Annotated in this window: 14 protein-coding genes; 11 read left to right on the plus strand and 3 right to left on the minus strand. The window is 42.5% G+C overall.

Going from position 1 to position 13669, the window contains the following annotated elements; all coding sequences use genetic code 11:
- Nucleotides 1–179: 179 nt before the first annotated feature.
- Nucleotides 180–416: a hypothetical protein gene (locus tag TY16_RS15375; protein WP_043932734.1), complete on the plus strand. Its 237-nt coding sequence runs from the start codon at nucleotides 180–182 to the stop codon at nucleotides 414–416.
- 165 nt (nucleotides 417–581) lie between these two features.
- Here the strand turns inward: TY16_RS15375 and TY16_RS15380 are convergent, their stop codons facing one another.
- Nucleotides 582–920 (minus strand): DUF948 domain-containing protein, encoded by a 339-nt coding sequence (locus TY16_RS15380; RefSeq protein WP_043932735.1) that lies wholly within the window; start codon nucleotides 918–920, stop codon nucleotides 582–584.
- Nucleotides 921–1164: 244 nt separating this feature from the next.
- Between TY16_RS15380 and TY16_RS15385 the strand changes: the two genes are divergently transcribed.
- The 8 genes from TY16_RS15385 (at nucleotide 1165) to TY16_RS15420 (ending at nucleotide 9124) form a co-directional block, all read left to right on the plus strand.
- Nucleotides 1165–2697 carry a carboxypeptidase M32 gene (locus TY16_RS15385; protein WP_081773007.1) on the plus strand — a complete coding sequence of 511 codons (1533 nt, stop codon included), beginning with the start codon at nucleotides 1165–1167 and terminating at the stop codon, nucleotides 2695–2697.
- 123 nt (nucleotides 2698–2820) lie between these two features.
- Nucleotides 2821–4272: a PstS family phosphate ABC transporter substrate-binding protein gene (locus TY16_RS15390; protein ID WP_043932736.1), complete on the plus strand. Its 1452-nt coding sequence runs from the start codon at nucleotides 2821–2823 to the stop codon at nucleotides 4270–4272.
- A gap of 23 nt (nucleotides 4273–4295) precedes the next feature.
- On the plus strand, nucleotides 4296–4574 hold the full coding sequence (locus TY16_RS15395; protein WP_043932737.1) for a hypothetical protein: 279 nt from the start codon (nucleotides 4296–4298) through the stop codon (nucleotides 4572–4574).
- Between the two features lie 189 nt (nucleotides 4575–4763).
- The gene (locus tag TY16_RS15400; protein ID WP_043932738.1) at nucleotides 4764–4964 is read left to right on the plus strand and encodes a PLD nuclease N-terminal domain-containing protein; all 201 of its coding nucleotides are present in this window, start codon (nucleotides 4764–4766) and stop codon (nucleotides 4962–4964) included.
- Entirely contained in the window at nucleotides 4964–5872 is a 909-nt protein-coding gene (locus TY16_RS15405) for an ABC transporter ATP-binding protein (protein WP_043932739.1), read from the plus strand. The genes TY16_RS15400 and TY16_RS15405 overlap by 1 nt, the downstream gene beginning before the upstream one ends.
- On the plus strand, nucleotides 5869–6648 hold the full coding sequence (locus tag TY16_RS15410) for an ABC transporter permease (RefSeq protein WP_043932740.1): 780 nt from the start codon (nucleotides 5869–5871) through the stop codon (nucleotides 6646–6648). The genes TY16_RS15405 and TY16_RS15410 overlap by 4 nt, the downstream gene beginning before the upstream one ends.
- Before the next feature lie 145 nt (nucleotides 6649–6793).
- The gene (locus tag TY16_RS15415) at nucleotides 6794–7978 is read left to right on the plus strand and encodes a M20 family metallopeptidase (RefSeq protein WP_043932741.1); all 1185 of its coding nucleotides are present in this window, start codon (nucleotides 6794–6796) and stop codon (nucleotides 7976–7978) included.
- A gap of 300 nt (nucleotides 7979–8278) precedes the next feature.
- On the plus strand, nucleotides 8279–9124 hold the full coding sequence (locus tag TY16_RS15420; protein ID WP_043932742.1) for an aldo/keto reductase: 846 nt from the start codon (nucleotides 8279–8281) through the stop codon (nucleotides 9122–9124).
- Nucleotides 9125–9190: 66 nt separating this feature from the next.
- Here the strand turns inward: TY16_RS15420 and TY16_RS15425 are convergent, their stop codons facing one another.
- Together TY16_RS15425 and TY16_RS15430 are read right to left on the minus strand one after the other, a co-directional pair.
- Complete coding sequence (locus tag TY16_RS15425) at nucleotides 9191–9775, minus strand: hypothetical protein (RefSeq protein ID WP_043932743.1); 585 nt, start codon at nucleotides 9773–9775, stop codon at nucleotides 9191–9193.
- 237 nt (nucleotides 9776–10012) lie between these two features.
- A complete protein-coding gene (locus tag TY16_RS15430; protein WP_043934774.1) occupies nucleotides 10013–11464 on the minus strand; it encodes an alpha-amylase in 1452 nt (483 codons plus the stop codon).
- Between the two features lie 611 nt (nucleotides 11465–12075).
- On the opposite strand from TY16_RS15430, the gene TY16_RS15435 reads away from it, so the two are divergent.
- The gene (locus tag TY16_RS15435) at nucleotides 12076–12954 is read left to right on the plus strand and encodes an SMP-30/gluconolactonase/LRE family protein (RefSeq protein WP_043932744.1); all 879 of its coding nucleotides are present in this window, start codon (nucleotides 12076–12078) and stop codon (nucleotides 12952–12954) included.
- Nucleotides 12955–13231: 277 nt separating this feature from the next.
- Nucleotides 13232–13633, plus strand: coding sequence for a hypothetical protein (locus TY16_RS15440; RefSeq protein WP_043932745.1), 402 nt, complete (start codon nucleotides 13232–13234; stop codon nucleotides 13631–13633).
- Nucleotides 13634–13669: the final 36 nt, after the last annotated feature.

A 13669-nucleotide genomic window follows, 5' to 3' on the forward strand; every position in this document is an offset into this window, starting at 1 on the left:
AACACCATAACCGTGGGTAAAGAGTTGAATCTTGAGCAAGAGAACTTAATCCAACTAACTCTGCATATAAAAGTCCAATTCGCAACAGGATTGGACTATTTCTTTATGATTGAAAGAAGGAGTATTGGTAATCCAGAAGGAATAGTAATTGTAGGGTATATATAGTAAGAGGTGTCTGGATGTCTTTGTTCCTATCTATTGTTTTAAGTGCAATCCTAGGGTTCTTTTTATTTACTATTGGTCCTCCAGAAATCGCTGGTATCATTGCCTTTGGAATTATTGTAGGCAGTATTTTTAGAGGACTATACCTTCTAAACGATATTCATAAAAGAATTTCTTTAGCTTATCTAGCTAAAGATAAAGTACAACAAGCCTATGAAGATTATAAGAAAGCAAAAAATACTGGTTCAATATAGTTTTGATAATCCTCAATAAAAAATTGTTATAAAAAAATGCTTGGAGCTGCTCCAAGCATTTTTCTTCGCTCATTTTTTTGAATTGCCTAGTAAGTTTCTTGTGCTAAATGGAAAGACCACTATTTCTTAAATTTAAACTTTAAAACCAGACAGTGGCCACGGGTTTTAATATGCAGGTCCTCTAGACTTCTTTTTTTGGGATGCTTTTGACAGCGGTTTGATTTTAACCAGTTTCTTAAAGGTATTGAGGGTTCTTTTACCAGCATCTGTTGTGAATTGAATTGCTTCTTTTTTATAGTCGATATCTTCCTTGATCTCCTGCTGGCTTTCAGTTAAATACGTAGTTTCGACTCTTATCGTATCAACTTTGCGTTGAATCCTGGCAATCGTTTCATTCAATTGGTTAATGGCTGGCTTTGATGCTTTCAGTGTTTTAAATGCAGAAAACCCTAGATAACAAATTGCAGCCAGAAAAATAGCAATACTTACATAAACGATGAACATAGATGTTTGCCTCCTTGTCTCTATTTCCTTTATTTTTACCCCAAATTAACTAATAGGTAACGTTAATCAGGAATTTCCATAGGTAAACTTATGAAACCTCAACCATTAAATTCAAAAATCAACTTCTTCCTTAAAGAATTACAGAAAATTGAAATTATACTGTAAGTTGTGGTTTAATTAATCCACAACAGCATGAAAAAGACAAAAAGAATGCTGGTTGAGCACAAAGGGGGATTTCATACATATGGAACAGAACGTGGCGAGTGTTTCACTTCAGGAAACGATTCAGCACTTTAAAGCTCTGGACGAAAAGATTTCTCATTTTTCAAGTATTGCCGGCCTGACTGATTGGGATCAGAAGGTCATGGCTCCGAAGAAAGGGCGTGCCAGGTTCGCAAAAGCGATTGGGACTCTCAGGACTGAGGCATTTAAGCTTTCCATTTCAGAAGAAATGGGACGATTGTTGGAGGAGCTGACCAGTGAAAAGGCACAAATGGCACTGGACGAGGTTACAGCTGCCCAGGTGCGTGAACGGAATGACTTTTATCAACGTTCAAAAGCTATACCTGAGGAGATGTTCAAAGAATATTCCATCTTGACTGCCGAGGCAAATGACGCCTGGGAGTTTGCCAGAGAAAATAATGATTTTGCACATTTTGCACCATATCTTGAGCAAATCGTTGCATTCAAACGGAAATTTGCTGAAATCTATGGATATGAAAAGCATCCATACGATGCACTGCTTGACGAATATGAGCCTGGATTTACGGTCGAAAAACTTGATTCACTGTTCTCAGCCTTGAGGCAATCGAGTGTTGAATTGCTGAATCGGATCAAGGAGTCGCCAACACAAACACCAGCACATATTTTTGATCAAAGGTTCGATATTGAAAAACAAAAGGAATTCAATCGATATATTCTACCCATTATTGGGTACGACTTGGAAGCAGGGAGGCTCGATGAAACAGTCCACCCTTTCGCTCTTGCAATCAATACAGGTGATGTCAGAATCACAACAAGATATCTTGAAGAAAACGTCCTAAGTGCGCTTTTCGGAACCATCCATGAAGCGGGCCATGGTAAATATGAGCAAAATATTGATAAAAAGTTCGAAGACACCGTTCTTGCCAGTGGAACTTCATTTGGTATTCATGAATCACAATCAAGGTTTTTAGAGAACATGCTGGGCCGAAGCAGGGAGTTCTGGAATTATTTCTATCCACGACTAGTTGAAATGTTCCCGGAACAGCTTCGGGATGTTATGGAAGAAGATTTCTACCAGGCTGTTAATACTGTTAAGCCATCGCTGATCCGGATAGAAGCGGATGAATTGACCTATAATCTCCACATTATGGTACGCTACGAAATTGAGAAGGCGTTGATTGGTGGAGAGCTTGAGGTCGCTGATCTTCCACAAGTATGGAATAACAAGATGGAGGAGTATCTTGGTGTTGTTCCAGCATCAGATAGTGAGGGGGTTCTGCAAGATGTACATTGGTCCTTCGGCGGATTTGGTTACTTTCCGTCTTATTCGCTTGGAAACCTGTATGCTGCCCAAATCCTGAAAGCTATTAAGAAGGATGTCCCTAAATTTGAAGCGGCTATTTCAAAGGGCGACTTTGCATCAGTGGATGCCTGGCTAAAGGAAAAAATCCATCAATATGGTGCACTCTATCGTCCAAGCGAACTAATCGTCAGCGCTACTGGCGAAGAGTTGAATGCCGGCTATTTGATTGAATACCTGGAAGACAAGTACACAAACGTTTACAAATTATAATTTTGTTAGTAAAGGGGGCCTAGTGCCCTCTTTTTATTATCGGAAAATTTAGCCAGAAGGTATTGCGCTCCCCCTCACCTTTAGTGTAAAATTACACCAAAGAAACTGTTTGGGGGCGGAAAATTGAAAAGGAAAACGGTTTTAGTGTTAATGTTCTTTGTTGTTGCACCACTTGTACTTTCATTTGGTTCACTTGGAATTATGATGGTACGGAACAAAGAGATTGGATACCCTGTGCTTTTGTTGTATATTGCAGGGGCTGTTTTTGCCGCGCATCAGTTTGCGAAAAACGATAAAGCATCCATATCGCAGGCTGCAAGGTATATACCGGTCGCCATCCCTGCTTTTTTGGCAGCAATCCTGGCTGCTTTGTTAATGATTATTACAAAAGGATTTTTAGGAGCTGATTTGTGGGGAGTCTATGTTTTTGGATTCTTTCCTTTCTTGCCAAACAGTTTTATTACCTTTTTAACCGGCCAGCATATAGCGGGATTGTTGGCGCCATTCCTCTATTATTCCACTTTCCTGGTAAGCTATATGATCTTTTTAAGGAAAAGCCCTATAAGGGTGGATGCTATCTTTTCTGGTACTACGGCCTTTATAGTCTGTTTTTCGGTGATAGGCATAGTCCACTGGCAAAGGAGCCAGGAAGTTCTCCCATCATACGGCTTTGAATATGGCAATGGCTATTCAAGTGTTGACCTGGAACCCTATTACGTAAATTATCCAGACAACAAGCTTCCGAGGCTTGATGCACCAGCTACATTTAAAATTGAGAAAAAAGAAGATATGCCCGTCCTCGACGGGGCGGAGGCAGCATTCCCAGTCTATTCAGCCTTTGCAAATGAAGTGTATTCAGGTATCAGCGCTGAAAATTATGATAAAAAACGGCAAGTAGAAATTGTCAGCTTTTATAACACGATTTATGCGTTCGAACGGCTGGTGAATGGAGAAGTAGATGTGTTCTTTGGTGCTCAGCCATCCCAGGCACAAAAAGAGTTGGCAGAGCGATTTGATAAGGAGCTGGTAACGACTCCAATCGGCAAGGAAGCATTTGTCTTTTTTGTAAATAGCAAAAATCCTGTAAATAACCTGACAATCGATCAAATCAAAGATATTTATTCCGGAAAAATAACAAACTGGAGCAAAGCGGGCGGAAATGATGATAAAATTAGAGCCTTTCAGCGTCCAGAAGATTCAGGATCGCAAACGGTCATGCAGATGGTCATGGGTGATACGCCTTTAATGAATCCGCTGAAGGAAGAAGTAATGGGGATGGGGGACCTGATAGAGGAAGTGGCAAACTACCGCAATTATAAAAATTCGCTTGGATATTCGTTCCGTTTTTTCGCAACCGGCATGAATCCAAGTAAGGAGATTAAACTGATATCTGTTGACGGAATTGAACCGAGTGAGGAAAACATCCGTTCAGGGAAGTACCCGTTTGTTGTAAACCTTTACGCTGTCACTTTAAAAGACAATCCAAATAAGAACATAAAGCCTTTCCTCGAATGGATGCAAGGTCCGGAGGGTCAGTACATTGTTGGTGAAATTGGCTATGTTCCACTTAAATAGAGGTTAAGGGGAGGAATGGAAGGATGTTAGATACCGTGTTTTTTTTCAGTGCGCTCACATTATTTTTTGTAGCAGGCATCGTTTTCTCATTCATTCGCATTAAAAACAAAAACGTAAAGAATGGGATATTTTTTACCGGAATGAATACAATCCTGTTTTTGTTATGTTCCTATCTGTGGTTCTTCGAAATTGCAATAGACGGAATTAGCCAGGTGTTCGGAGTACTCCTGTTTGGAATTGCTGCAGCCCTCCTCACCGTGGCCGAGATACTGTTTTGCCATTATAGAACGAAAGAGCATTAAGAGGGGGTAAGACCCCTCTTTTTTTAGTTCTAAAATAACAGGGAGCCTTTAATAAACTTTGGTTATCTACTTATTACTAAATCTTTGAAAATTTTATTATCAAAAATGAAAATAATGAGTAGATTTTTTGTAAACTCTTGATATACTTATTTTAGATTAGGTGAAAAGTCACGAATAGGGGGATGTTTTATGGAAGCTTTAGAAGGAATTAGCTGGGGTTTGCTGCTTCCGGTGCTGTTGATTTCACTACTGTTGCTAGTGGTGGCGTTGGTTGATCTGATTCGTATAGAGAGGACGAATGGTCCTAAATGGGTTTGGGCAATTGTTATAGTGGTTATTACCACATTCGGACCGATTCTTTATTTTGTTTTTGGAAGGAGAAATTACTGATGCCTCTTGTCCAAATTGATGGGCTGAGGAAAAACTTCAAGGGTAGTGAAGTCATCAAGGGCCTTGATTTTGTTTTAAAAAAAGGAAAATGTACGGCTTTGCTTGGTCCAAACGGGGCCGGAAAGACAACAACACTGCGGATGCTGTCTGGATTAATGGAACCTTCTTCTGGAACGATTGTGTTCACCGATGCTCAAAAAGGCGAGGATATCCGAAAGTTTATTGGGTATCTGCCACAATATCCAGTATTTTATGACTGGATGACAGGTTCAGAGTTTCTTAGTTATGCAGGGAGGCTTGCAGGTCTCTCGACGAAAGAAGCGAAACAGCGGACGAGTGAATTATTGGAATTGGTAGGGATAGCAGACGCCAGCCGAAGGGCAGTAGGCAAATATTCCGGGGGCATGAAACAGAGATTGGGCATAGCACAGGCACTTATCCATCGCCCAAAGCTGATCATGCTTGATGAACCTGTTTCAGCCCTGGATCCATTTGGACGGAGGGAAGTCCTTGAACTATTGGAAAAACTGAAAAGAGAAACAACGATCCTTTTTTCCACTCATATATTGAATGATGCCGAAGAGGTTTGTGACGAGTTGCTTTTTTTACATAATGGGCAAATCGTCGAATCAGGAACAATGGATGATTTGAGGAAGCGCCACAGCGAGTCCAAAATTGAGCTGCAATTCAAAGATAATGCAGAAATTTTTGCCTCATCCTTTACTTCGTATCCATTTGTCCACAATTCTAATTTCCTCGGCAGCCAGCTTAATGTTTACGTGAGCGATATTGATCTGGCCAGGAGAGTTTTTTTAAAGGAGGCTGCAGAACAGGAACTGCCGCTTACAAAGTTCGAAACGAGCAGTATGACATTAGAGGACATTTTCATGAAGGTGGTGGCAAAATGAAACAGTGGCTGACACTTTTTGAAAAGGAAATCCTCGAGATGTGGAGAAACTTCAAGTGGATTTGGGTTCCAATAACGTTCATCCTGCTCGGAGTCCAAGAACCATTAGTCAGTTATTATATGCAAGATATTCTGAATGCCGTTGGCGGTTTGCCAGAGGGGGCAGAAATAAGTATCCCGAAACCTAGTCCTCCAGAAGTACTAATTGCAAGTATGTCCCAATTTAACACACTTGGAATACTCATTGTCGTCCTTATAACGATGTCACTAGTCGCTGGGGAACGAAAGAGCGGAACAGCAGCTATGATACTTGTAAAACCCGTTTCACATACGTCGTTTATCGCTGCAAAATGGGCAGGAGTGCTGCTGCTTGTGTGGGTGTCGTTTTTCATAGGGTTTATAGCTTCCTGGTATTATACCGGACTATTGTTCGACTGGGTTAATATGGGCAACTTTTTTGGCGCCTTTTTCCTTGAAGGTTTATGGCTGACATTTGTTGTGACTGTGGCAATCTTCTTCAGCTCCATTTTCTTTGTTTCCGGAGCAGCTGGCTTTGCGGCGCTTGGTTCTGTCATTTTACTTACAATTGTCAGCAGTACTCTTTCCCATGTGCTAGAATGGAGCCCGGCGCAGCTATCCGACTATGCTGGAACTTTTGTTGTTGAAGGCAGCTTTCCGCAACATTCAGTAATGGCAGCAATACTCGCGGCAATTGTTATTGTAATTTTACTTATTCTTTCAATCATTGTTTTTCGAAGGAAGGAGCTTGCTGCCTAATAAAACGCCATCCCAGCTTCATTGAAGCGGATGGTGTTTTTAAATGTTTTTTTCGCAAAAGATTATGCTTTAAAACAAAGACGCTTTGCTGTAAAGTATAAGTATTTAGAATAGCGAAATAATAATTGTTGGAGGAGATTCATATATGGGTACAAATGCAACGATAAATTTAAATCAGCTGGCAGAAAGCACTACAGGCCAGGTCATTGAATGGAGAAGGTATTTACATAGCAATCCTGAGTTATCTTTTCAGGAAGAAAAAACCGCTCAGTTTGTTTATGAAACTTTGGAGTCTTTTGGGGGACTGGAATTATCCCGTCCGACTAAAACAAGTGTAATGGCCAGGCTGATTGGCAGCCAGCCAGGCAAGGTGCTTGCAATTCGTGCTGATATGGATGCACTGCCAATTACGGAAGAGAACGATTTTGACTTTGCTTCCAAATCTCCTGGTGTCATGCATGCCTGCGGACATGATGGACATACAGCAATGCTGCTGGGAGCCGCCAAAGTTTTGAGCGGCCTTAAGGAAAATATAAAAGGTGAAGTCCGCTTCCTTTTCCAGCACGCTGAAGAAGTTGGCCCTGGTGGTGCAGAGGAAATGGTTGAGGCCGGAGTCATGAACGGGGTTGATCTTGTTATCGGAACCCATCTATGGTCACCATTGCCATTTGGAAAAGTAGGTGTTGTCTATGGACCGATGATGGCTTCACCGGATGCCTTTTGGATTACGGTAAAGGGTAGAGGCGGCCATGCTGCATTGCCGCAGCAGACGATTGATTCGATTGCCATTGCTGCACAAGTCGTGACCAACCTGCAGCATATCGTTTCCCGGAACACGGATCCACTTGATAATCTTGTCTTGTCTGTTACCCAGTTCACTGGCGGGACATCCCACAACGTCATACCGGGGTCAGTTGAAATGTGTGGAACAGTGCGCAGTTTTGATCCTAAGCTTCGCGAAACAGTTCCTGCAACAATGGAACGGGTGATAAAAGGGATTACTGAAGCGCACGGTGCGACATATGAGTTCAAGTATGAATTCGGTTATCGCCCGGTTATCAATGATGCGGAAGTCACAAGGGTTATCGAGGAAACAGTTCGCGAAGTATTTGGTGAACAGGCACTTGATTTGATGAGGCCAAATATGGGCGGTGAGGATTTCTCAGCGTTTCAGCAAAAGGCTCCTGGCGCGTTTTTCTATGTTGGGGCAGGAAATGAAGAAAAAGGTATTACCTATCCACACCATCATGCGCGTTTCACCATTGATGAAGATGCGCTTGAGATTGGTGTTAAGATGTTCCTGAATGCAACATTTAAGTTTTTAGTGTAAAGCACAGGTTTATGCCATAACCAGTTTCATAAATGAACATAACGATAAAACGAGGGACGATTCTTTCCAGCCACGATTGGCAGGGGTCATCGGTTCTAGAGGAATTACACAAAAGCCGTACAGCACACATGCGCGTACGGTTATTTGTTTTGGAAATACGATAGAATTCAGGCACTAAAAAAGTTGTTCAAAGTAAAACTTTGTAATTGCTTTCATGGAAGTGGAGTGGCATGATAAAAATGTTTAGCGGAACAAAGTAGTCCGCTGGTACATACATAGAAAGCTTGGGAGGAATAGCAGATGACAGCAACACATTTGCACGATACTGTCGCACTTCATAATGGTGTTGAGATGCCTTGGTTTGGGCTCGGCGTTTTCAAGGTGAAGGAAGGCCAGGAAGTTATCCATTCTGTTAAGGCAGCGATCCGCAATGGCTATCGGAGCATCGATACGGCAGCTGTTTACAAAAACGAAGAAGGCGTTGGCCAGGCATTGCGTGAAGCACTTGAGGAAAATGGATTAAAAAGAGAAGATATATTCGTAACTTCAAAGGTATGGAACGCCGATCAGGGATACGAGACAACTTTGGAAGCATACGAAGCAAGCTTGCATCGTCTTGGGATTGAGTATCTCGATTTGTATCTGATTCACTGGCCGGTGAAAGGGCAGTACAAGGAAACCTGGCGCGCGCTTGAGACTTTATATAAAGAAGGTAAGGTCCGGGCAATCGGGGTCAGCAATTTCCATGTTCACCATTTGAAAGATATCCTTGAGGATGCAGAGATTAAGCCAATGGTTAATCAGGTCGAATTTCACCCCCATTTGGCACAGGTCGAGCTTCGTGAATTCTGCAAAGAGCAGGGGATCCAGTTTGAGGCATGGTCTCCGCTTGCTCAAGGCCAGCTATTGGATAATGAAACCTTGAAAGAAATAGCGGAGAAGTACAACAAATCAGTTGCTCAAGTAATTCTTCGCTGGGATCTTCAGCATGGCGTTATAACCATTCCAAAGTCCATTAAGGAAACGCGGATTATTGAAAATGCCTCTATTTTCGACTTTGAACTTTCAAGTGAGGATATGGCAAAAATCGATGCATTAAACAAAAATCAACGTGTCGGTTCCGATCCGGATAATTTTAACTTTTAAAAGTATGCATTAATGCCTGTGAGTAAACAAAAAGGTGGTTTCCTAAAATAGGAGACCACCTTTTTGTTAATAGGCACTGACACCGTCCAAAGAATTCATTGCTTCGCGGAGCGTTATTTCGGCAGGTTCAACATACAGAGTGTCAAAGTGTTCCTTCATTAATCCTTCAAGCGGCTCTGAAATTTTGCTGATTCGCTCCAGGTTCCGTTTGAAATCATCCAAACGGGAAATCAGGGCTAAATCGGACTCGCCTTCAGAAAGTAGATTGACGATTTCTTCGGTTGATTTTTCCATTGATAAGGCTTCCATTCTAAGGCTTTCGTATGCATCTGCTTGATCGAGGGAATCCTTCACTAGTTCTAGCCTGGCTTGTAATTCGTCTGAATGTTCCTGTTTCTTGACTATTTTTACTTCTGCAAGTGCCTGTTCATACGCTTCCCTTGCTTCAAGGAGTACTTGCCGGTCGATTGCTGAAAAAGCATTTCCGCCGTATGTTTCAAACCGTTTCTCATAATCGGTCTCATTTTGAAGCAGGATGCTCTTTTTCTCTGCCAGCTGGACTAGCTCCCCGGCTGTCTCGAAGCTGCATCCTGCCAACATCATTCCCAAAATAACCGTCACAACAAACCATCTTAACCTGCTCGTCTGCATAGCGAAATCCCGCTTTCATTGGAAAAATAAGGTGCCTTTCACTTTACATTATACAGGTTTGAAGAGTGGGGTGAATGGCCGTATTTGGCGGATTTTTTACACTTAAATTAAAAGGGTTGGCTTTAAAACCCGGTGAACGTCTCAAAAATTCACGATATAATTTGGACTATACTTCAAACTGATTTGGTGACTGCTCTAAACTAGGCGTGTTTATCCCCTGATGGCATCGTCCATTTTTCACAAAAGGGCCCAGACGGAGAGGCTGCCAGGGTTTACTGTGAAAGTTGCCCAGCCGTCTTCTTCAATGGTGATTTCATCCTGACTGTGCCCGGTAAGATCACGCCAATTTTCCCCTGCGCGGTGCTCGCCGACATACATTCGTTTTTCTCCAGCGTCTCCATTTGAAATGAGTACTGCGCAACCGGATTTTTCGATTTCATCAGTGCCTTTGCGGACCCAGCCGATTGTATTGGGATGATCGAAATAATCGTCCTGATCGCCATATGCTTTTGTTTTTCTTGCTTTGAGCAAGGCGTTGAGGCAATCTTTTATGCCTGGCTTTGGCTCTGGCCCGCCGATTCCAAAGTAATCTCCGTAAAATACGCACGGATACCCGTCCTGCCGGAGTAAAATGAGGGCATAGGCACTTGGTTTGAACCAATCTTCAACCCAGGATTCAAGCGCTTCATGAGGCTGGGAATCGTGATTGTCGACAAATGTGACAGCATGGCTGCCATGTGAATTGACAAGCGTATCGTGGAATATGGTGGTTAGATCGAATTCCCGTCCAGCTTTTGATGCAGCGTGCAATTTATAATGAAGTGAAACGTCGAATAGGTCAATGTTGAAGTCGACGATATCAAGGTATTGCTGGCATGCCTCGAGGTCTGGTTTCCAGAATTCCCCGACAAAGTAGAAGTCTTCGCCTCGGTGTTCTATCAATGTATGAACAAAGTCGTTAATGAATTTATGGTTAATGTGCTTAATGGCATCAAGCCTGTATCCATCGCAATTTGTTATGTCAGCAAGCCATTTGCCCCAGCTGATCATTTCATCATGGACGTCTTGATGGTCATAATCATAGTTAGCGAACATCAAATAATCATAATTTCCAAATTCATCATCAACATGATCGCTCCAGGATTTATTTTCACCGAGGATTCGGAAAATGCCGGTTCGTCCTGTTTTTTCATCATAATCTGTGCCGTTGAAATGAGTGTAGTTCCACTTGAAGGTGGAGTATTTGTCGGCCCTGTCCTGAAAATCGAAGCGCGTCCAGCCATGTATTTCGAACGGTTCAGAGATGACTTCGTTCCGATTCAGTTGGTCGACTTCTACGACTTTGAATTTTTCCATCGCATCGGCACCTGCTTTATGGTTCATGACAACATCAATGTAAACTTCCACACCGTGGTCATGGCAGGCCTTGATTGCTTCGAGGAGCTCATCCTTGGTTCCGTATTTTGTCCGGACCGAGCCCTTTTGATCAAATTCACCAAGGTCGTATAGGTCATAGGGGGCGTAGCCATTATCTTGAGGTGTGGTTGCCTTGGTTACTGGAGGAATCCAGACCGCATCAATCCCCATATGGGTGAGAGCTGGGGCCATTTCTTTAAGGCGCTTCCAATGGCCTCCATCCGCATCCAAATGCCATTCAAAAAACTGCATCATTGTCTTATTTTTTTTCATCATGCAAATCCTTCCCCATTATAAGCTATACATATTGTTAACAATGTCTTTTACCCGAATAAAACCAAACTCAACCCTTTGAAAGCGGTTACCTAAAAATTTTGACAAATTGGTCAAAAATCGTTTGCATTCCTGACATAAATCGCATAAGGCTGACGTCTGTTTACAGCTTATAATGAAGATACACAGTACATGGGATGTTAGAAAAGAGAAAACAGGGTCCATGAGGAGGAGACCGAAATGTTAGTAAAAAAGTGGAAATTTTTAGTTGTGGCTCTAATCGTAATTGCCGCCATCCTGGTTTACTATCAGGCTACGCACATTACCCTGTTGGATTTTTCAGGGAGTTATTAACAACAAAAGCGGAAGCGTCTCTGTCATCTCCGTTATGGGTGGCTTAGAAATAAAGTAAGAGAACCCGAAGTCCAGGTCTGCCCAAAATTTCTTTTTGTAATGAAAGGGCTTAGGGGGACATTGGCCACTAAAATATTAAAGATCCTTATAAACTGCCAGGCAGAAGCTGCCGGGCGGTTTTTCGTTTAAGGAGAAGGTTTGCTTATGTGTTTTAAAGGTTAAAATCAGGTAGGACGTAATGAATGAGGAGGGTCAAGATGATTGGAGATGTGGAGCATGTTATAGACGCAAAGGCTGTGCTAGGTGAGGGGCCGAGCTGGGATAAAAAATACGGTGAATTGTATTGGGTTGATATTGAAGGAAAGATGATTCATATCTTCAGCCTAGAAAGCGGGGAGCGCCGGACCATTGAAGCAGGACAGCGTATTGGCGCTATTGTTCCGAGGGAATCCGGAGGTGCTGTCGCCGCGCTTGAAAACGGCTTGTATTTTGTTGATCTCGAACTGGGAAGCTTTGATTTAATTATCAATCCAGAGGGCGATAACCCGGATATTCGTTTTAACGATGGGAAATGCGATCCGATGGGAAGGTTGTGGGTTGGAACGATGAGCATGAGCGGCAAGGAGGGGCAGGGGTCACTTTATTGCCTTGAAACCGACGGTATTCTTACTAAGAAGCTTGATGGACTTGGAATATCAAACGGCCTCGCATGGTCGCCTGATCATAGCTTTATGTATTTCATCGATACGCCGACACGAAATGTGGTTCGGTTTGAATATGACCTTGAAACCGGCAGCATTCGAAATCCTGAGATTGCTGTTACCATACCTGAAGGGGACGGTTTTCCGGATGGCATGACGATTGACAGCGAGGGACACCTATGGATTGCCCATTGGGGAGGGGGAAAGGTATCGCGCTGGAACCCGGCAACCGGCAATTTGGTCACTGAGGTTGAAATTCCTGCTTTAAATGTGACATCTTGTGCATTTGGCGGGGAAGACCTTTTGGATTTGTATGTGACAACTGCCCGCGATGGAATGTCTGAAGAAGAATTGAAGAAGTACCCAAATGCCGGAGGAGTTTTCAAAGTCAGGACAGCTACAAAAGGGCTGCCTAGTTTTCAATATATGGGTTAAGTTGATTGTTTTGTTTTTGGGCGTGATTATTTTTTAAAAAGGCTAGTTTAAGGATATTGTTGAATTTATAGCAGTGTTGATTGGAGTGGAAGGAGCAAAGCGATGAGGAGGCTCACCGCCCGCCCCACGGAAAGCGAAGCGCCGGTAGCGGAAATCAACAGACTTGTTTAACACAGCCTATAAAAAAGAAATTATATCCCCATTTATCAGTTTAATTTTTCCAATCAGAGGTAAAGGGAAAGGTAGGAACATAAACTGCTAAAAAGGGGATGTGTCTATGGAGTGGGCGGCTGTTGCAATAGGAGTGTTGCTCGTATTGATCCTGATTGAAGAAGCAGGACAATATCTTTGGAAAAATCGGCTTTACGATAAATGGATCAGCCAGGAAGACACATCTGAGATTGAGACAACTGTTGTTGAAACCGAAAAGGTTCAGAAACCGAACTTCCTTTATAGATTAGCTCAGGGAGCGATCCGAACGTTCTTTTACCTTCTGCTTGTTTTGGTAAAAATGTTGAAAATCGATAAAGCTTATCAATTTATTAATGCAAAACTTGTGGCCCTGAAGATCAGAACAAAGAAACCCGGAATCAGGAAATATTCATTCAAGCAGCCTGTCGAAGGGCTAAAGCATATCGCAACTTCAATTAAACGGCACAAAAAAAGCTCGTCCCATTAAGGGATGAGCTTTTTTAGTATTCAAAATCACTAAATC

The sequence above is a fragment of the Bacillus sp. EB01 genome, from assembly GCF_000613125.1.
Lineage (GTDB): Bacteria > Bacillota > Bacilli > Bacillales > Cytobacillaceae > Bacillus_D.